This is a genomic window from Kitasatospora sp. GAS1066B, assembly GCF_041262605.1.
Classification (GTDB): domain Bacteria; phylum Actinomycetota; class Actinomycetes; order Streptomycetales; family Streptomycetaceae; genus Kitasatospora.
Genome location: NZ_JBGCCO010000005.1, coordinates 1 through 19233 on the forward strand (window position 1 = coordinate 1; position 19233 = coordinate 19233).

The following is a 19233-nucleotide window of genomic DNA, read 5'->3' on the forward strand; positions in this document are numbered from 1 at the left end:
GGCGCTCCGGACACGGTCGGTAAACGAGCCCGCGACGCCCAAGTCACAGGCCCAGACGGACATCACGGGCGGCACTACCCGCGGTCGGTAAACTCCACGACGACAGGAGAAAAGTCCTCGTCGAGACCCAACGAGTCGATCCGCCCGGCATGCCGCGCGCCCGTGTAGTACTCCGAGGCCAGAAAGCGCACGCCGAGCAGACGCTCCATATTCCGCTCGATATACGTCTGGATATGCCGCTCCAGAGCCACCGTGGAACCCGCCAGCTCGACAGCCTCGCCATCGACATCCTTGAACAGCTTCAGACCAGCCACCGCAGCTCCCCCCTCGTACCACCGATCCGCCACCTGCGAGGATCGAGCCGCACAGCCTATGTGCACACCAGCTAGAGCGAAAGGCTTTGTTGCGCTTATCACCTTTATCGCCAGATGGGAATAGGCTGGGAGCGGCTCTCCGCAATCCGCCACATCGCATGATCTGACTGATAGAAAGTGGCTGAGTCGGAGGCTCGACTGCCAACGCGTCCGGCTCCAGTCACGCCGACTCGCAGTCGCTGAAGCTGACGGTGCATCATGGTCCGATGGACGAGCACCTGACCGAAGACGAGACCCAAGACCTTCTCGAACCCGGTGACGACGGACGGCCGGACTGGGCTGATGAGGACGAATACGAGTTCTCCCCACGCTGCTGACCCAGACCAGCTCACGGCGGTACCCCGCGCACGGACGCACTGACCTCCCGCGGGAAAATCCGAGCAGTCGATCGCTCCGGGGGCCAAGATCTTGGTCATGAGCGACAACTTGCCAGACGACTGGTCACCAGCGGACAACCCGTACGCAATCGCGGTCTCGGAGGCGAACTGGTTGCGGGCCACCGTCGCCTTGGCCGTCCAGCGCATGCACGGTGACGACAGCCAGGTCGGCTGGTTCAGCTCTCGCCAGATCGACGCGCGCACGCTGGTCGTCGCTCTGCGCCAGCTGCTCGCGGCGGTGAAGCTCGAACAGATCGCCCTCGCGGACCTGAGCATGGACCCGGCCGTGGGCGAGGCACTCGCCCAGGCCCAGCAGCGCTTCGAGGCCGCGCTGCCCGACATCAAGCACGTCCGCGACGGCCTGACCCACTTCGAGGACTGGGCACGCGGCGAAGGCAAGTTCGGACCGCAGGCCGCAGCTCGCAAGGCCGGGAACGCGCCACGCGACGTCGCCCGCGACTTCTGGAGCTTCGGCTACGACCCTGCTGCCGATACCGTCACCATGGGGCCGTTCACCATCCCGGTCAGCGCGGCACTCCCCGCCGCCAGTGAGCTGTGCGCCGCGATCTACTCCGCGGCACGCGCGGTCGACCAGAGGAGCACAGCCGAGATCCGCAGCTGGACCGTCCAGGCGCTCACCAGCGCCGCGATCCCCTGCGACCCGCCGCAGGGGCCGGTCCTGGTCTCCCCGGGCAACGACACGCGAATCTGGGTGTCCTTCAACCTCAGCACGGTCCCGGAGTCCGGGCGCACGGAGCTGGCCGCGAAGGTGGCCGCAGCGGTTGCTGGGGCCGGCCTGCGGCTCACGTCGCAGAGCTTCCCGGAGGCCGAAGACATGGCCGAGCGCTTGGTCGTTGGTGAGGCCCTGCGGGTGGAACGCATCTGACTCGCTCGCTGGCTGCTTCTGTGATCCGCTCCTTCACAGGGCCGTGCGCGGCGGCGTGACCTGGTCCGCCGTCAGGTCGCCCCGCATACGGAGCACGCGCGGCCGGTGGCGATAGCGCCCGAATTCGAGCTTCTGGTCGACCTCGATCTCCACCACGACGTCCGGGTGGACTGGAAGATAGGAGACCTGTGGCGCGCCTGGAAGGCCACCCAGCGTGCCCGGTAGCTCCACTAGTTCGCCGCCGACCGGGCGAAGCAGCGGTGCGAGCTCGGCGCGCATTGTCTGGCCCAGGGGGAGGCTGACCCCGACCGGGCGCAGTTGGCCGCGGGTATTCGGCTGTGCGAGGACTGCGGCCTGGCCAGCTGGCGTGGAGCCGGGAGTGATGCCGACGACGACCGCGTCCACCGAATGGTGAACACGGAACTTGAGCCAATTCGAGGCGTAGCCCGGCCTGTAGCGAGAGCCAGTGGGCTTGAGGACGCAGCCTTCGACACCACCGCCGAGGGCACCGAACCACCGGCGGGCCTCGTCCAGGTCGCCGGTGATGGGCAGCGGCTGGACCCCTGGTGGGGCGCCTTCGAGGAGCCCCAGCAAGCGGGCGTGTCGCTCGAGATGAGGACGGTCCCGAAGGTCGGTGTCGCCTGCGGATAGGGCGTCGAACGCGGCGAACTGGGCGGCGAACCCGGCGCCGGCCTTCGGTCCCTTGCCGGAGCGGGTCTGCAAGAGACCGAACGACAACTCTCCTGTGGGCAAGACAGCGACCAGCTCGCCGTCCAAGACAGAGGGCGGAAGGAACCGGGCGGCTTCGGCGATGTCCGCGAAAGCCTTGGTCAAGTCCTTGCCGTGCCGACTGAACACGCGAGGCTCAGGGCCAGTCAGCAGGATGGCGCGCCATCCGTCGACCTTGGCCTGGGCCGACAGCCCTTCGGCGCTGGCGGGTAGCCGGGTGATCGGCCGTGCCAGCGCCACCTCAATCGGGAGTTCGAACGGCGGCACACCACCTGTCATACCCGGAAGCGGGCACTGTGACCTGCGACGACACCAGTAGTTCGATGACTCTGGCACTTGAAACGAACGGGTGTTCGATTACGATAGAGAGGTGAACATCGCCATCCCGTTCTCCCGCCCTCGCCGCGCGCACCAGCTGCCAGGGGATGCGGTCTACGCGCCGCACGAGCTGATGAGCGGCCCCGGTCGCAGCTGGGTCGCGGAGGCGCGCTGGTCGCGGGTCGACATCCGCATCGGCGGCAAGTGGCGACCGGCCCATCTGGAGCGCTGGCGGCTCCGCCAGGGCAGCACGCGTTGGGTGGCCTTGGTCCGCTGGGGCGAGGGCCTCCCGGATCGTGCGTGGGTTGTCTACGACCCGGCCACAGTCCGCCAAGCCCCCCGGCCAGCCCAAATGTCTTCTGTCGGGTCTGCAACGCGGCCGACCGTGTGCCCACCCGTCCCGTAGTCGGCGACTTCCCGGATGCGGTCGGTGCCGTCGTCCCGCATGGTCGACGTATGGGCTCGATCATCGTTCTCTTCGAGCTGGAACCGGACCAGGAGATCGGTCCTGACGGTGTCGAGCCAATGGTTCTCCTCGTACACGCGGCCGGCGCTGATCCTGACGCGCCCGAAGACCCCCTTCCGCGGACTCTGTGTGGCCTGGATACGGACGCTATGGAACACAGCCACTACCGGCCAGCCCGACCGGGAGAGCCCTGGTACCCGCCGCAGTTGTACGACCGACGCTGCCGGCACTGCGAGCAGGCGCTGAGGAACTCGTGAAGGTGGGTGCGACTTCCGGAGTCGCATGCCACTCAGGAAGCCCGTGGACGCCCGCGGCCGGGTTCACTAGCCGTGGCGCAGCTCGAGACCGGCGGACATGCTGAGCGGGGAGCTGAAGCCGATCACCCCCTGGCACTGGTGTTCAGTGTCCCGGGCGGGCGCCGGTCGGCGGCGCTCAGGGGCGTGGGGGTGGCGGGCCCGAGACCGCCGGAGACTGCACGACGCGCGCGACCACGACTGGTCACTGATGGGCACCATTCGGCACGGCAGTCACTCTGCGTAGTATTCAGCTGATTGGGAAGTGTGCCGATGTGTGCTCCAGGTGTGCCCGAGACTGCTGGGCACACCTGGGCACTGTCCGGTACTGTTGGGCACGCGAAGACCCCAGAAGACGGTCTGACCTGGGCAAACGTGCGATCCGTGGGCACTATTGGTCATCATCGGGCATGATCGCTGATGTACTCGTAATGCGTAGGTCTCGGGTTCGAATCCCGAAGGCGGCTCCATCGTGAACCCCAGGTCAGGCCTCTGACCTGGGGTTTCTCTGTTTCGGTTGACCTTGGAATCCACCTGGATCTGGTGATCACTGGTCAGTCCCGGACGGGCCGTCGGCCGCCTGCGGTCAGCGGACGGTGATCTCGCGCATGTCGATGGCGACCAGCAGCGGCTCCGGGATGAGCTGGTAGTCGCCCTGCCAGGCGTAGCCTCGTCGCGTGGTGGGGATGACGATGCCGTCGACGTCGCGGTAGCCGGTGGCGTAGAGCAGCCCGGTCGCCCCGCCGAGGATGTCGATGGTGAAGTCGTGGCGGCGCAGCAGTCCGTCCGGGCCGAAGCAGGAGATCTGCTGGCGGGCGTGGCTCTTGATGTGGTCGGGGAACGTCACTTGCAGCCGCCGCCACGTTTCACCGTCGGCCTCGACGGGGGCGATCTCCTCGGTGACGAACCCGGGCAGGGTGAAGAGGAACGGCGTGTTCAGGTACGTCCACAGTGCTTCCCCGGTGAAGTAGGCGAGCTGAATGTCGTCCCACGGGGTCTGGAGCTGATGGCCGTCGAACGACGTCTCCGGGTCGTCGCGTGCCTCGATGAGCGCGCCGTCACGGCGCTGCAGGACGACTCGGCGGGGCTCGAAGACCGACCGTCTGTCCTGGCCGGTGAAGTCCATCGTCAGCCGCTCCCGCGTGGTGTCCACCTCGAGGCGAACGTCCTTGAGCGCGTCATCCTGGTTCTTGAGGGACCAGAGAGCCCCGGTGATCGAGGCGTCGACGGTGATCGACTTGACCCGGTTCCATCGGTCCAGGCCGCCGTGCGCGGCGACGGCGGCGTCGAGTAGCTCGTTCATTTCTCCTCCTGGCTGCTGGTCTTCACCAGGACGACGAACGGCGGGCGCCGAAACCGGACACGTGCTAGGAGATTTCCAGGCTCTCGATCCGCCGCTCGAAGGACACGCGCTCGGCCGGGCTCCGGGACAGCGCGATGGCGCGGGAGTAGTGCTCCCGGGCCGCGGTGTGGCAGCCGGCCCGCCGTTCCAGGTCGGCCCGGGCCGCCCAGTAGAAGGGATACCGGGACAACTTCGGCTCCCCGGCCAAGGCGATCAGCTCGCGGCGGCCGGCATCGATGCCGTCCCGCTCGGCCACGGCCAGCCCGCGGTTCAGCGCCACGACCGGGCTCCAGGACTGCTGGGCGAGGACCTGATAGAAGCCGACGATCCGGTCCCAGTCGGTCTCCCGGATCGAAGGCGCTATCGCGTGCTCGCAGGCGATGCCGGCCTCCAGGTGCCAGTGGGACAGGTGGTCCCCGGCGGCCGAGCGGGCCAGGTGCATCAGACCGCGCTCGATGCGCGCCCGGTCCCAGCGGCTCCGGTCCTGGTCCTCGAGGGGCACGAACACACCGTGCTCATCCAGGCGCGTCGGCAGGCGGGCGGCGTCGAAGCAGAACAAGGCGGCCAGGGCGTGCACCTCCGGTCGCGCCGTCGCCTTGGCGTCCAGCAGCAGTTCGGTCAGACGCAGCGCGTCCTCGCACAGGAACGGACGTACCGGGTCGTGCGGGTTGCTGCCGTGGTAGCCCTCGTTGAACAGCAGATAGAGCGATCGCAGGACGGAGTCCCGCCGGGTGTCGATGTCAGGCAAGTCGTCCACGTCGGGCAACCGGCCCAGCTGACGCAGCCGACCGCGACCCCGGTGCAGCCGTCGGTCGATGGTCTGGGTGTCGACCAGGAACGCCTGACCGATCTCCTTGGGCGACAGACCACACAGCCACCGCAGGATCAGGGTCACGTGCGTCTCGCGGTTCAGGCCGGGATCGCAAACCGCGAACATCATCGCCAACTGGCTGGAGCTCTCGGCGGCAGGGGCCAGTGCCGCCTCGATCGTTCCGGTCAGCGCCGTCATCGTCGCCAGCTCGGGCAGGAACGAGCGGTGGCGCTGTTCGCGGCGGATGATGTCGATCGCCCGGTTGTGGGCGGCCCGGATGAGCCACGCCTTCGGGTCCTGCGGCAACCCGAGACGCCAGGCCTGCATGGCACTGACCAGCGCATCGTGGACGACGTCCTCGGCCAGCGGGATGTTGGACGGACCCAGGACCCGGGTCAGCGCGCTGACCAGGTGCGCGTACTCCTTCCGGAACAGGTCCTCGACCAGTTCCGCACATGACACCGCGGCAGGCCCTCCGTCCACGAGCCTCAGATCCGAGGGTCCTGGACCGGCCGCACCTCGACGGAACCGCCGAACTCGTATGTCGGGCATCCGCGCGCCACGTCGACGGCGTCTTCCAGGGAGGCGGCCTCGAAGACCATGCTGCCGGTCACCAGATCCTTCGACTCCGCGTAGGGGCCGTCGGTGACCACGCGTTCACGGCCCCGGACCGCGGCGCCCGGGTTGTCGAGCGCTGTTCCGGTGTTGCACCGACCCTGCCGGGCCAGCTCATCGGACCAGCGGTACCACTTCTCGACGTGGGCCTGAAGCTCCGAGGGCGACAGATCGTGCCCCGAGACGGCGCCCCCGCGAAAGATCAACATGAACTTGCTCCGCGGGGCGTGCTCCCCGCCTGGAGGTTCCGGCGTCATGGCTCCCAACCGTATCTCCCGCCGCCCTGAATCGACGGCAAATACAGCCGCGCCATTCGCCTCCCGCAGCCTGCGCGTGCTCAGGCGGACTTGCGGCGGGCGGGCTTGCGCGCCGGTCGCGGGACCACGACGTCGATCAGCTCCTGCACCCGCTCGGCGATGTCGGCGCGGTCGTTGAGCACCCAGGAGATGTGCTGAGCGCCGAAGAACGCGCTGACCAGCACCCGCGCCAGCGCCTCGGGTTGCGCGTCCGTGGGCAACTGGGCGGTGTCCTTGGCCTGTTGGAGCCAGGTGGTGACCGAGTCGGTGTACCCGAGGTACGGCATCGGCAGGTCCGCGCCGATCAGCGACCGCTCGATCTGCAGCCGCGCGCCGGCCTGGACCGTCCGGTTGTCGCGGAACGCCAGCGCGGTACGGGTGAGCAGCTCGGCCACCGCGTCGAGCGGGGACAGGTCGGCCGCGCGCACGCCGGCGGCGATCGCCGCCTGCAACTCGTAGAACTCCTCGGCCACCGCCTGCGCGAGCGCATCCTTGTTCGCGAAGTGGAAGTAGACGGCGCCCTTGGTCACGCCGGCGAGCTCCGCGACGTCCAGCACGGTGACGGCGGGGAAGCCCTTGGCCGCGAACGCCTCGGCCGCCGCGTCGAGCACGACACCGCGGGTGCGCACGGCGCGTTCCTGCTTGAGGCCGGGCGCCTTCCGCGCTCCGGTCTGGCTGGCCGGGGGCCTCTCTTTACTGCTCTCCGCGGCCATGGTGCCCTTCCTGGTTGCGCGTTGCTGTGGCTGCTGGTGCCTGGCCAGCGCTAGACGATCGACAAACCCCTTGAAGTATACCTTCGGGAATGTATTGTAATCGTCGACTCGGCGAGTGCAAGCACTGTGCCGCCGAGGGCGTCTGCGTGAATCACTTCATGAGGGGACAGACCATGCATCAGCCTGCCACCATCTCCGTGGACGCGGCCGTTCGGCCGCTCGCCACGCCCGGCCCGGCCGTCGAGAGCGGGCTGAGATTCGGGCAGCCGGTGCCGCGTCAGCTGGTTCACAAGGCAGCGATCGCGGAGGTCCTCCTCACCGACACCGTCCGCCGTGGCGAGCACGAGTTCCTGGTCGCCGCTCAGTGGCCGCGGGACCACGCCGTCTACGCGCCGAGCGCGGCCGGGCTGAGCGATTCGCTGCTGTTCGCGGAGACGATCCGTCAGTCGCTGGTGTACCTGGCGCACACGTACTACGACGTTCCGCTGTCGCACCGGTTCATCGGCTCCGGTGCGGAGTTCGAGATCACCGACCCCGGGCCGCTGTACGTCGGCGGCGAACCGCTGCCGGTGGTGCTGGAGGCCCAGTTGCTGTGGGTGGGCAGCCGGCCGCCGCAGCGCTTCGGCATGCGGCTGGAGGTGGTGTTGACGGTCGGCGGGAAGACCTGCGGCCGCGGCGCGTTGCAGCTCATCGCGGTGGACGACAAGCGGTACACGATGCTGCGCGGCCGCGGCGCCCGTCCGGCCGGCGCGGCCGTGACCGGTACCACGGGGGTCGGCGCGGCGGGGATGAGTGCCGCGGGGATGAGTGCCGCGGGGATGAGCGCGGCGGGACTACGGGTGTCGGAGCGGGTCCGCCCGTCGGTGGTCGGCCGCCAGCGCGTCAAGGACAGCCTGCTGACCCGCCGATCCGGCGGCCCGTGGCAACTGGTGGTGGACACCCGGCACGCGATCCACTTCGACCACCCCAGCGACCACCTGCCGCTGATGGTCGCTGCCGAGGGCTTCCGCCAGCTCGGGCACCTTCTGGTGCACCACGGCGGCGCCGGGACGGCCGACGGCCAGGCCGGCCCGCGCGCGCTGGTCGGCCTGGAGGTGGACTGCCTGGCCTTCGGAGAGCTGGGCGAACCGATCTACCTGATTCCGCGCGACGCACGACGCGCGTCGGCGCCGGGCCGGGTGCACCTGGAGATCGACGCGGTGCAGGCCGGCCGGGTGCTCGCGGCCTCCCGGGCGACCTGGGACACCACCACGCGCGCCGCCCTGCCCGGCGGTCAGCCGGTCTCCGCGACCTCCTCAACGCCTGGGTCCTCAACGCCTGGGTCCTGAACGCCTGGGTCCTGAGTGCCCGCGTCCCGAGCGCCCGCATTCGGGCCGAAGGCGTCCCAGATGTCCCGCACCCGAGCGGCCAGACCGCGCCGATCCACGCCGGGGGCGGTGTAGTACGCGCCGATCAGCATCACGACCACGAGGTCGGCCAGCGGCATGGCGGGCGGCCGCCCGTCGAGCGCCCCGGCCGTCCTGGCGCTCTCCACCACCTCCTCGGCGAGCCGGCGCAGCTTCTCCAGGAACGCCGGCGGCTCCTGGGCCGCCTGTGCCTCGTCCATCACCAGCCGCAGCGCGGCGTTGATCCGCACGTCCGACTCGATCCGCTCGGCCAGTGCGAGGGTGAGTGTGCGCAGCCGTTCGAGAGCCGGTGCGTCCGCGGTGGCGGCTTGCGCGGCGAGCGCGGCCACCACCTGGTCCAGCTGTTCGGTCAGTGCCTGGGCGAGCTTCTCCTTCGAAGCGAAGTGGCCGTAGAGGGCCCCTTTGGTCAGTCCGGTGCGGTCCGCCACGTGCTGGAGGTTGGCGCGTGGGTAGCCGTGCCGGGCGAACTCGGCGGCGGCCGCGTCCAAGACCAGCTCGTGGGTGCGTCGGGATCGTTCCTGCTTCACCTGCGGATTTCCCTTCCGGGACGGGGTAGTTGGTCGACCCAAAAACAATACCTTCCTGAATGCACTTTTCCGAAGGAGTACTCCGGCATGTCGAACGTCTTGACGGACAGCGTTTCGGTGGCGACCGGCTTCTCGCCGTCCGTGCGGCAGGCGGTTCGCCACGCCGCCCGGCTGGCGGCAGTCGACGCCGAACAGGCCGACAGAGAACGCCGGTTGTCGATCCGGACGGCGGCCGCGGTGAGTGCCGCCGGCCTGCCCGGCTACTTCGTGCCGCAGCGCTGGGGCGGCCGGGACGGCAGCTTCGCCGGCCTGTTCGCCGATGCCGCCGCGCTCGGCGAGGGCTGCTCGTCGGCCGCGTGGTGCGGCGCGCTGTGGGCCACGCACGGCCGCTACGCCGCGCATCTGCCCGAGGAGGGCCAGTGGGAGCTGTGGGGCGCCTGCCCGAACGTGCGGATCGCAGCCGCCCTCACGCCGCCCTCGGGAGTCGCCATGCCCGAAGGCAGCGGCTGGCGCCTGCACGGCACTTGGCACTTCGTCAGCGGGGTCGACTTCGCCGACTGGGTGCTGCTGGCCGCGCCGGAGCCGGGCCAGCACGGCGGGCGGATCCGGGTGCTGCTGGTGCCCGCCGAGCAGGTCACCGTGCTGGACACCTGGGACAGCACCGGGATGCGCGGGACCGGCAGCCACACCGCGGTGGTCAAGGATGCCTTCGTGCCACGGCACCGCTCCTTCCTGATGGACGAGTTGCTGCTGATCGAGGGGACCGGGGAGCGCGGCGAGCGGTACGCGGTCCCCGCCCATCTGGCCGGCGGGACCACGTTCTGCGCCGCCGCGCTGGGCGCCGCCCGCGGGGCCCTGGAGCTGTGGTCCCGGTGGGCCGGATCGAAGGCGACCGGCAGCGGACGCTCGAACCACGAGAGCGCGGCCGTGCGCGAGACCCTGGCCACCGCGTCCGCCCACATCGACGCCGCCGAGCTGCTGCTCACCAGAGCGGCGTACCGGGCGGACACCGAGCTGGTCACGCCGCTGCTGGTGGCCGGCAACCAGCGTGACGCGGCCGTCGCGGTCGACCTGCTGGTCGGTGCGGTCGACCGGATGCTGCGGATCGGCGGGGCGCACATGCGCGGCGCGGGCGACGAACTCCAGCGCCGGTGGCGGGATGTGCACACCGTCGCCGCGCACCGGGTGCTCCGGCTGGAACTGGTGGCCGAGGCCTACGCCACGGCGGCCCTCGGCGCCCGGCAGGATCCGTAGGAGAGGCCCTAGCGGGCGCGGGACTGGGCCAGCACGGCCTCCCGCTCCCGGTAGAAGCCGATCCGCCAGTCCAGATAGCGCAGGGTGGCGGCGTAGCCGTCGACCTGGGAGCGCAGGTGGTCCCGGTGCGCTTCGAGCAGTTCCCGACGGGCGGCGAGTGTCCGGTCGCCCTCGCGGTTCAGCTCGACGTAGCGGCGCAGGTCGGTCAGCGACATGCCGGTGCTGCGCAGGTGGTTGAGGAACTTCAGCCAGCGCAGGTGGACCGGGTTGTAGATCCGGTCGCCGGCGCCGTCCTCGGCGCCGCTGTCGATCAGACCCTGGTCCTCGTACCAGCGCAGGGACTGCGTCGACAGCCCGCTGAGGCGGACGACCTCGGTCGTGGAGTACGTCTCCGCGTGGGAGGAGGGTCCGGTTGCGTACATGATGTCGGTCCTTCGGTGGGCGTCAGCGTCGCCAGGACCTGGCGACGCGGTGCGTGGAGTGCTCGGGTCGGTCCCAGCCGATCGGGCCGCGGACGTCCGCGGGCGGGTCGGCAGGCGCCCGGTGGCGCAGCAGGCCGAGGAGCACCGCCGTCGTGGCGGCGACCTCCTCGGCGGTCGGGTTGCCGCGCAGAACGCGCAGCACCTCGGCTCCGGTCGGCGGCGAGCCGGGCTCGTCGGTGCGCCGGCCGGTGTCCTTGGGCCGGCCGGTGTCCTGGACGGTCGTCACGCCGGCTGGTTCCCGTGCTTGCGGGAGGGCAGTTGGGCGTGCTTGGCGCGCAACATGGCCAGCGAGCGGATCAGCACCGACCGGGTGTCGCGCGGATCGATGACGTCGTCGACCAGGCCGCGTTCGGCCGCGTAGTACGGGTGCATGAGCTCGCTCCGGTACTCCTCGATCCGCTGCGCCCGCACGCCTTCGGGGTCGTCGGAGGCCGCGATCTCCCGGCGGAAGATCACGTTGGCGGCGCCCTCGGCGCCCATCACGGCGATCTCGTTGGTCGGCCAGGCGAGCGAGAGGTCGGTGCCGATCGAGCGGGAGTCCATCACGATGTACGCGCCGCCGTAGGCCTTGCGCAGCACCAGCGAGATCCGCGGGACGGTCGCGTTGCAGTACGCGTACAGCAGTTTGGCGCCGTGCCGGATGATGCCGTCGTGCTCCTGGTCGACGCCGGGCAGGAATCCGGGCACGTCCACCAGGGTCACCAGCGGAATGTTGAAGGCGTCGCAGAACTGCACGAAGCGGGCGCCCTTCTCGGCCGCCTTGATGTCCAACACGCCTGCCATCGCCGCTGGTTGGTTGGCGACGATGCCCACCACCCGGCCGTCGAGGCGGGCCAGCACGCAGAGCAGGTTGCCCGCCCAGCCCTGCTGGATCTCGAAGAACTCGCCGTCGTCGACGATCTCCTCGATCACCCGGCGCATGTCGTACACCTGGTTGGGCTCGGCCGGCACCAGGTCCAGCAGCGCCTCGCAGCGCCGCTCGGGATCGTCCCAGGACGGCTCGCTCGGCGGCAGTTCGTGGTTGTTGGCCGGCAGCAGCGAGAGCAGGTAGCGCACGTCCTGTAGGCAGCCGACCTCGTCGTCGTAGGCCGCGGTGGCCACCCCGGAGACGGCGGCGTGCACGTCGGCGCCGCCGAGCCCGTTCTGGGTGACCTGTTCGCCGGTCACCGCCTGGACCACGTCGGGTCCGGTGATGAACATCTGCGAGATGTCGCGCACCATGAAGACGAAGTCGGTCAGTGCGGGGGAGTAGGCCGCGCCGCCCGCGCACGGGCCGAGCATCACGCTGATCTGCGGGATGACGCCGGAGGCCAGCACGTTCCTGGTGAAGATGCCGCCGTAGCCGGCCAGCGCCGAGACGCCCTCCTGGATCCGGGCGCCGGCGCCGTCGTTGAGGCTGACCAGCGGTGCGCCGGCGGAGAGTGCGAGGTCCATCAGCTTGTGGATCTTGGCGGCATGCGCCTCGCCGAGTGCGCCGCCGAAGATTCTGAAGTCGTGCGCGTAGGTGAAGACGGTACGGCCGTGCACGGTGCCCCAGCCGGTCACCACCCCGTCGGTGTAGGGTCGCTTCGCCTCCAGGCCGAAGCCGCTGGCGCGATGCCGGCGCAGCGGTTCGATCTCGGTGAACGACCCTTCGTCCAGCAGGAGTTCGATGCGCTCACGGGCGGTGAGCTTGCCCCGGGCGTGCTGCTGGGCAGTCGCACCGGGGCTGGGTCCGTCGTGCAGTCCCGCTCTGATGATCTCCAGCTCGGTGAGTCTGGTGTGAGTGGACAGGACGGCGGATTCGTTCGAGCCGGCGGGATCGGGCCCGGGTTGGGTGAGGGCGACGGAGCGCTCCTGGATCACGGTCATGTTCGCGCATGCCTCCCTAGGTCGGCGGTGAGCATGGTGCCATGATGCCAGATTAACATTCCTTTGTGAAGGTATTTGTTGCCGGCCGGGCTGCGCGAAAGCCCCCCGCGGCCGATCGGGTCGGCCTGCGAGGGGCTGTCGCGGGGGAGCTGGTGGTGGTTCAACTCTCCTACTTGGCAGATCGGTTGACCATTCGGGGGAGCAGCAGCCCGGTGGTCACCGCGGTGGCGAGCAGCATCACGGTGCAGATCACGAAGCTCGTGGTCATGCCGTTCATGAAGGTCGCGCGGTCGGCGATCAGTGCGCCGAAGGCCGCCACCGCGAGGCAGCTTCCGACCTGGCGACCGGTGTTCAGCACCGCGGCGGCGGTGCCGGCCCGCTCGGCGTCGATGTTCTCCAGCAGCGCGGCGGTCAGCGAGGGCACCGCGAGCCCGCCGCCCAGGCCGATCGGGACCAGCAGCAGCACCGGGATCAGGATCGGGGTGCTCGGGGTGACCGTGAGCATCAGCAGCGAGCCGGCGACCATCACGAGCTGACCCAGCGTCATCGGCACCCGGGCGCCCTTGCGGGCGGCCAGCTTGACACCGGCCATGTTGATCACGGCGATCAACGCGCACATCGGGATGAACATCGCGCCGGTGCTGACCGGGGAGGCGCCGCGCACCTGCTGGAAGTACATCCCGAGCAGGAAGATGGCGCCGTAGAAGACCGCGTTGATGGTGAAGCCGGCCGCCAGGCAGACCAGCACGGTACGGGACTTGAAGAGGCTCAGCGGCACCATCGGCTGCTTGCGCCGGGCCTGGGTGATGACGAAGAAGGCCATCGAGACGGCTGCCAGCAGCAGGGTGCCCAGCACGCTCGCGGTGCCCCAGCCGCCACGGCCGCCTTCGATCACCGCGTAGGTCAGCGCGGCCAGCGAGACCACGACAGAGGTCTGTCCGGGCAGGTCGACCGGCGCCTGGCGCCGGGTGGACCGCGGGATCCGGCTGAGCAGGCCCAGACCGATCACGCCGACCGGCAGGTTGAGGTAGAACACGGCCCGCCAGCTCAGCCCGCTGGTGAGCATGCCGCCGACCACCGGTCCGACGGCGACCGCGACCGCACCCGCGGCCGTCCAGATCGCGATCGCCCGGGCCCGCTTGGCCGGGTCGTCGTAGTTCTGCCGGATCAGGGCCAGCGAGGCCGGGACCATCAGCGCGGCGGCGCCGCCCTGCACCATCCGGGCGACGATCAGCGTGCCCAGCTCGGGTGCCAGTCCGCAGGCCATCGAGGCGACGGTGAACGAGGCGAGCCCGACGGCATACGCGCGGCTCGCGCCGATCCGGTCCGAGAGCGTGCCGGCCGACAGCATGAAGGCCGCGAACATCAGGGTGTAGCCGTCGACGATCCACTGCAGGTCGGCCATCGAGCCGCGCAGGCTGCTGGAGATGGCCGGCAGCGCGACGTTGACCACCGAGCCGTCGAGCGAGATGACGAAGAAGGCGAGCAGCGCGGCGGCCAGCACGGTGTTCGGCGATACGCGGCGCGGTGCGGGTGGTTCGGTGCCCGCCGTCGTGGTGGTCCGGGTGGTCGGTGCGGTGCGGGCCGGGCGGGCGGTCCGATCGAGAAGGGCCATCAGATCTCTCCTTGGGGAAGCGGGCGGACGGTCAGACGCCGGCGGCGGCGGTACGACGACGGCTGAGTTCGGCGAACTCGGGGTCGGTGCCGAGCACTCCGCCCTCGCCCCAGCGGTTCTGCGGAATCTCGTTGATGTACACGGTGATCTTGTCGAGCGGGGCGCCGATGACGCGGTGCACGGTCGCCGTCAGCTCCTCGATCAGCTCCTGGCACTTCTCGTCGGTCTGGTTCGGCCAGGTGGTCATGGACAGGATGGGCATGGTGGTCTCCAGGAATGAGTAGTCGGTAGGAAGGGCGAAGTCCGGTACTACAGGCCGGCGCTGGCGCCGCCGTCGAGCGTGATCGCCGCACCCGCGAGGTGCCGGGCGGCGGGGGAGAGCAGGAAGCCGACGAGCTGGGCGACGTCCTCGGGCCGGGCGAGCGAGCCGAGCGGGGTCTGCGCCGCCACCTGGGCGGTGACCTCGTCGGCGGTGCCGCCGAGCCGGTCGGCGAGGTCCTTGGCGATCTGGTCCCAGAGCGGGGTCTGCACGGCGCCCGGATCCAGCACGTTCACCCGGATCCCGCTGCGACCCAGATCCTTGGAGACGGCCTTGCCGAAGGTCGCGAGGGCCGCGTTGACCGCGCTGTTCACCGGGAACAGCGGGTCGGGGTCCTTCCGGAAGACGCCGCTGATCAGGACGATCGCGCCGCTGCGCGCTTCGGTCATCGGCTTGGCGACGGCCCGGGTCAGCCGGACCGCGCCCATCAGCTTGGCGTTGAAGGTGGCCTGCCACATCTCGTCGGTCGTCTCGTCGAGCGAGGCCATCGGCCCGTCGCCGGCAGCGTGCACCAGGGCGTCGATGCCGCCCAGTTCACGCACGATCGCGGCGACCGTCTCGTCCACCGAGCGGGTGTCGTTGATGTCGGTCCGGTAGGGCACCAGCCGGTCGGTGCCGCCGATCCGCTCGCCGATCCGCTGCCGGGTCCGGGCCAGTCGCTCCTCGTCGCGGCCGAGCAGCGCCACCGTGGCGCCGGAGCGGGCGAGTTCCTCGACGATCGCCGTGCCCATGCCGCCGGTCGCGCCGCTGACGGCGGTCACGGGAGCGGTCCGGGTGCGGTGCTCCGAGTCGGTCGTTGCCATGGTCGCCTCACTTTCGCGGGACGGCTGTCCCGGTGCGGGTGCTCCCTGATGGGGGAGAGGGGGAAGCAGGCCTGGGGCAACCGACAGCAACGGCGGTGACCGTGGGGCCGCTTCAGTGGAGACGAAGCGCGTCCGGCCTGGTGAGAACGAAGGTAGCCCGATCCGCGATCGAGCGCAACCATCTAGTTGGTTTTCCTGGACCAGCTGGTTGGTTTCTTCGAAGAACGACCCCGGAGACGACGAAAGGGGAGCCCGGGCAACCCGGACTCCCCTGCGTGACACCCCCGCTGATGGCTGATCAGCTCGTGGCACTCTCCCGCAGCACGCTGTCGATGATGACGTGCCCGTGGGCGATGATGCCGGCGCGCAGCAGCTCCCAGCCGGCGTCGGTATCGCTGTCCGGGCCGAGCATCAGCCGGCGCTGCTGCGGCACGATGAACGGCCAGGACGCCAGGCCGACCAGCGCGATCAGCACCCGGGCCGCCTCCGCCGGATCGTCGACGCCGAGAGCGATGCTCAGTGCGACGGCCTTGTGGACGTAGTAGGCCTCGCGATCCTTCTCGTCCGGGATCGGCCGGTCGCGGTAGTGCAGGCCCTCCCAGGCGAGCAGTCGGACGAGGTCGCCGAACTCGCGGTGGTAGTCGAAGACCTGGCCGACGTAGGCGCGCAGCCCGTCCTCGGTGGTGGGGATCGGCACGGTCGCGCCCATGTGCTCGTACACCTTGCTCAGGACAGCGGAGAACAGCGCCTCCTTGTTGCCGAAGTAGGCGTAGATGCGCTGCTTGTTCACGCCGGAGCGCTCGGCGATCCGGTCCACGCGGGCGCCGGCCATGCCGTGCTCGGAGAACTCCGCCTGGGCGGCCTCCAGCAGTTTGGTGCGGGTCAGCTGACCCTTGGGTGTCTCAGCCATGAGGCGAGGGTAGTCCAAGGTGAAACCAACTGGATAGTTCAGAAAAACCAACTAGATGGTTGCGCCCGGCCCCGGTCGTGTTCTACGTTCTTCACATCGGCCCCGCCGCAACGGCGAGGGAGACGGAAACGGGGAAGCCCCAACCCTCCCCGCGACCGTCCGCGACCGAGCTCGCATCCCCCACTGCACGGCTGCACCACCTCCCTCTTGCTCGCGGTATCCGCTCCGTGCGGAGCCGCCCCCAACCAAGGAGATGCTCATGTCGGCTATCGCTCGCCCCCTGCTGATCGTCGGGGACCGGTTCTTCGGATTCTCCGGCCAGGAAGGCGTCCTGACTGTCAGTCAGTTCATCGACGAACTCGGACTGGGCGTGTACTCGCTGGACGACCGCCCGATCGTGATCCAGGCCGGACAGGGCGTCACCAGTGCGGAACGGCAGTCGATCCACGACCACGCCCGCCTCTTCGGCCTCGCCGAACGACTGGACTTCCGCTATCACGAACCCGCCCTGGCAGCCCGCAACGAGGCGCACAAGCACGACAGTTGCAACACGCTGATCGCCGACCTGCAGCGGCTGGACGTCGACCTGTTCGCCGCCAACCTGCGGGTGCACAACGACAACGAGCTGCTGATCGACCACCAGACCGGTGAACACGTCCAGGGCATGGTGGCCATCGAGGCCGCCCGACAGATGTTCCTCGCGGTCAGCGAGCGCTACCACGCCTCGCGGTACTCGGAGCGGAACTACTACTACGTCATCGAGTCGATGAACACCGCGTTCGAGAACTTCCTCTTCCCGCTCGACGCCACCATCGAGTTCCGCACGGTCAAGGCCGAGCTCGACGACCCGTCCCGGCTCTCTTTCGCCGCCGAGATCAGCATCCTGCAGGCCGGCCGGCGCTCCTCGCTCACCGAGGTCGCCTACACCGCCTTCGAGTCGCACGTCATCGAGGCCAAGGAGCACAAGCGGGCCCGGTTCGCGGTGGACCAGATCGTCGCGGCCGTACCGGTCCAGGAACTGATCGCGGCCTGAGCGTTCGGCACACCCAGAAGCACCCGCACGGCACCACCGCACCACCCGTTCGTCGCACCACCCATCTCACCTTCCGCCACACACCATCAGGAGAACCGTCATGTCTGCTGCTCTGATCACCGCCACCGAGCTCTCCGTCAAGCCGGAGCAGGTCGACGCCGTCACCGAGGCCTGGCAGAAGCACAACGACGCCTCCGGCTTCGAGGGCCGGATCCTCTACCGCGGCCTGGAGACCAACTCCGTGCTGGAGCTGGCGCCGCTGGAGGGCTTCGACCGGATGGAGGAGCTGCGCGCCGACTGGTGGAAGCTCTGGGAGGCCGTGGGCCCGCTGGGCGAGGCCGACTTCCAGCGCCAGATCCTGCAGTTCGTCGAAGCGCCCAAGCCGGCCGCCGGCGCGCTGCCGGACACCAAGTACGTCCAGATGCGCCACGTCGAGGTGGTCCCGCGGGTCTACCGCCAGTACCGGGCCTGGCGCGAGGAGACCATCTTCGACGTGGTCCGCACCTCGGCCGCCGTCGAGAGCTTCCAGGCCTTCCACTCGCTGGCCAGCACCGAGCCGGGCGTGATGTTCGTGTCCGGGTTCAACGCCGACCCGGCCAAGTACCTGGAGTCCTTCACCGACCCGCGCTACCAGGAGATCGTCCGTCAGGCGGGCGACAAGTACATCACCGGAGGCGACAACGGCCTGTACACCCGCATCTACGAGCGTGTCACCCCCCGCGTCTGACCCCCATCGGCGGGGCCGCCCCGGCCCCGCACGGCCCGCGGCCGGTCGCGGTGCTCCAGCTAGGCGCACCGCGACCGGCCGCTCCTTCCAGAAGGAGAAGGAGCAGTCATCATGACCATCACCCCCGAGGCCCCGCCCGCCACCGCAACGCCCACCGCCACCGCCCTGACCCGGACCTACGACCTGAGCGTCACCACCCAGGGCCCGCTCTACCCGCCGAGCGAGATCGTGGACGAGGACGGCAACTTCGTCGTCATCGGGCGGATCAACCGCCCGGGTCCCGACGGCGGCACCGTCTCCGCGTGGGGCAGCGCCGTGGTCTCGCCCGCGAGCCCGCTGCCGCCGCTGGGCCAGAACCTGCCGTACGCCATCGTCCGGGAACTCGACACCGACCCCACCGCGCCCGACGCCTCGACCGAGCTCTACACGCTCCCGCTCCCGCTGCCGTGCAACAACTACCCGATGCTCTTCGCCCCGGCCCAGCGCCCCGACGCGCACGAGGTCAAGCGCCCCAGCCACCCGCTGCACAACGCCCCGATCCCGGACCTGCGGGAGGAGGACGGCCCGAAGGTGCGCGAGCCGATCACGATCGGCCAGTGGGTCCAGGCGCGCGGTCAGCTCAAGGTCCACGTGCCGGCCCACCGGCGCGGCGCCGACTTCTCGTTCGCCTTCACCGGGTTGATCCCGAACAGCCTGTACACCGTGATGTCGCTGCGCGAGCACGACCTCGACCCCGCCGGCCCGACCCGCCCGGGTCCGCTCGGTGTGCCGAACGCCTTCATCACCGACGACCACGGGATGGCGCACTACCAGGCGACGCTGCCCAACCCGTTCCCGGAGGCCGGCTCGCCGGGCTCGAACCGGGTGATCAACGTGGTCGTGCTGTGGATGAGTTACCAGCAGAACTACGGCGGCGCGATCGGGCACTTCGGCCTCGGCGGGGACATCCACGCCCAGCTGAAGCTGCAGGGCCCCAGCTTCCAGGAGTTCACCACGATCGCCGCGTCCTGACCGCCGCCTGCTGCCGGCTTCGTGAGCCGACTGGCTTCCTGAACCGACTGGCTTCCTGGACCGACTGGCTCCCCG

At 69.8% G+C, this 19233-nt stretch carries 20 protein-coding genes; 6 read left to right on the plus strand and 14 right to left on the minus strand.

Going from position 1 to position 19233, the window contains the following annotated elements; translation table 11 throughout:
• Positions 1-74: 74 nt before the first annotated feature.
• Positions 75-314: a hypothetical protein gene (locus ABH937_RS06510; RefSeq protein ID WP_370217514.1), complete on the minus strand. Its 240-nt coding sequence runs from the start codon at positions 312-314 to the stop codon at positions 75-77.
• A 474-nt stretch (positions 315-788) separates the two neighbouring features.
• Here ABH937_RS06510 and ABH937_RS06515 point away from each other — a divergent pair, with 474 nt between their 5' ends.
• Entirely contained in the window at positions 789-1637 is an 849-nt protein-coding gene (locus ABH937_RS06515; RefSeq protein WP_370217515.1) for a hypothetical protein, read from the plus strand.
• A 33-nt stretch (positions 1638-1670) separates the two neighbouring features.
• On the opposite strand, the gene ABH937_RS06520 is transcribed toward ABH937_RS06515, so the two are convergent.
• The 5 genes from ABH937_RS06520 to ABH937_RS06540 form a co-directional block, all read right to left on the minus strand.
• Complete coding sequence (locus ABH937_RS06520; protein ID WP_370217516.1) at positions 1671-2633, minus strand: ATP-dependent DNA ligase; 963 nt, start codon at positions 2631-2633, stop codon at positions 1671-1673.
• Positions 2634-4029: 1396 nt separating this feature from the next.
• The gene (locus ABH937_RS06525; RefSeq protein ID WP_370217518.1) at positions 4030-4746 is read right to left on the minus strand and encodes a hypothetical protein; all 717 of its coding nucleotides are present in this window, start codon (positions 4744-4746) and stop codon (positions 4030-4032) included.
• 64 nt (positions 4747-4810) lie between these two features.
• On the minus strand, positions 4811-6058 hold the full coding sequence (locus tag ABH937_RS06530) for an RNA polymerase sigma factor (RefSeq protein ID WP_370217519.1): 1248 nt from the start codon (positions 6056-6058) through the stop codon (positions 4811-4813).
• 26 nt (positions 6059-6084) lie between these two features.
• Positions 6085-6420, minus strand: coding sequence for a YciI family protein (locus ABH937_RS06535; RefSeq protein ID WP_370217520.1), 336 nt, complete (start codon positions 6418-6420; stop codon positions 6085-6087).
• A 128-nt stretch (positions 6421-6548) separates the two neighbouring features.
• Positions 6549-7136 (minus strand): ScbR family autoregulator-binding transcription factor, encoded by a 588-nt coding sequence (locus ABH937_RS06540; RefSeq protein WP_280688651.1) that lies wholly within the window; start codon positions 7134-7136, stop codon positions 6549-6551.
• A gap of 257 nt (positions 7137-7393) precedes the next feature.
• On the opposite strand from ABH937_RS06540, the gene ABH937_RS06545 reads away from it, so the two are divergent.
• The gene (locus ABH937_RS06545; RefSeq protein WP_370217521.1) at positions 7394-8548 is read left to right on the plus strand and encodes a ScbA/BarX family gamma-butyrolactone biosynthesis protein; all 1155 of its coding nucleotides are present in this window, start codon (positions 7394-7396) and stop codon (positions 8546-8548) included.
• Here the strand turns inward: ABH937_RS06545 and ABH937_RS06550 are convergent.
• A complete protein-coding gene (locus ABH937_RS06550; protein WP_370217523.1) occupies positions 8494-9153 on the minus strand; it encodes a TetR family transcriptional regulator in 660 nt (219 codons plus the stop codon). The two genes, ABH937_RS06545 and ABH937_RS06550, sit on opposite strands and share 55 nt — an antisense overlap.
• An 87-nt stretch (positions 9154-9240) precedes the next feature.
• Between ABH937_RS06550 and ABH937_RS06555 the strand changes: the two genes are divergently transcribed.
• The gene (locus tag ABH937_RS06555) at positions 9241-10407 is read left to right on the plus strand and encodes an acyl-CoA dehydrogenase family protein (protein WP_370217524.1); all 1167 of its coding nucleotides are present in this window, start codon (positions 9241-9243) and stop codon (positions 10405-10407) included.
• 8 nt (positions 10408-10415) lie between these two features.
• On the opposite strand, the gene ABH937_RS06560 is transcribed toward ABH937_RS06555, so the two are convergent.
• From ABH937_RS06560 to ABH937_RS06590, 7 genes are all read right to left on the minus strand, one after another.
• Positions 10416-10829 (minus strand): MerR family transcriptional regulator, encoded by a 414-nt coding sequence (locus tag ABH937_RS06560; protein WP_280688644.1) that lies wholly within the window; start codon positions 10827-10829, stop codon positions 10416-10418.
• A 22-nt stretch (positions 10830-10851) separates the two neighbouring features.
• Positions 10852-11115, minus strand: coding sequence for an acyl-CoA carboxylase subunit epsilon (locus ABH937_RS06565; RefSeq protein ID WP_370217525.1), 264 nt, complete (start codon positions 11113-11115; stop codon positions 10852-10854).
• Positions 11112-12740 carry an acyl-CoA carboxylase subunit beta gene (locus ABH937_RS06570; protein WP_370217526.1) on the minus strand — a complete coding sequence of 543 codons (1629 nt, stop codon included), beginning with the start codon at positions 12738-12740 and terminating at the stop codon, positions 11112-11114. Before ABH937_RS06570 ends, ABH937_RS06565 begins: the two co-directional genes overlap by 4 nt.
• Positions 12741-12909: 169 nt before the next feature.
• A complete protein-coding gene (locus ABH937_RS06575; protein ID WP_280688639.1) occupies positions 12910-14355 on the minus strand; it encodes an MFS transporter in 1446 nt (481 codons plus the stop codon).
• Positions 14356-14386: 31 nt separating this feature from the next.
• Positions 14387-14617 carry a tautomerase family protein gene (locus tag ABH937_RS06580; protein WP_280688638.1) on the minus strand — a complete coding sequence of 77 codons (231 nt, stop codon included), beginning with the start codon at positions 14615-14617 and terminating at the stop codon, positions 14387-14389.
• 47 nt (positions 14618-14664) lie between these two features.
• Entirely contained in the window at positions 14665-15477 is an 813-nt protein-coding gene (locus ABH937_RS06585; protein WP_370217527.1) for an SDR family NAD(P)-dependent oxidoreductase, read from the minus strand.
• A gap of 298 nt (positions 15478-15775) precedes the next feature.
• The gene (locus ABH937_RS06590; RefSeq protein ID WP_280688634.1) at positions 15776-16387 is read right to left on the minus strand and encodes a TetR/AcrR family transcriptional regulator; all 612 of its coding nucleotides are present in this window, start codon (positions 16385-16387) and stop codon (positions 15776-15778) included.
• A 259-nt stretch (positions 16388-16646) separates the two neighbouring features.
• Between ABH937_RS06590 and ABH937_RS06595 the strand changes: the two genes are divergently transcribed.
• From ABH937_RS06595 to ABH937_RS06605, 3 genes are all read left to right on the plus strand, one after another.
• Positions 16647-17420, plus strand: a complete 774-nt coding sequence (locus tag ABH937_RS06595; protein WP_280688632.1) for an AfsA-related hotdog domain-containing protein — start codon at positions 16647-16649, stop codon at positions 17418-17420.
• A gap of 100 nt (positions 17421-17520) precedes the next feature.
• Positions 17521-18147, plus strand: a complete 627-nt coding sequence (locus ABH937_RS06600; RefSeq protein WP_280688630.1) for a hypothetical protein — start codon at positions 17521-17523, stop codon at positions 18145-18147.
• 111 nt (positions 18148-18258) lie between these two features.
• Positions 18259-19158 carry a hypothetical protein gene (locus tag ABH937_RS06605; protein WP_370217528.1) on the plus strand — a complete coding sequence of 300 codons (900 nt, stop codon included), beginning with the start codon at positions 18259-18261 and terminating at the stop codon, positions 19156-19158.
• Positions 19159-19233: the final 75 nt, after the last annotated feature.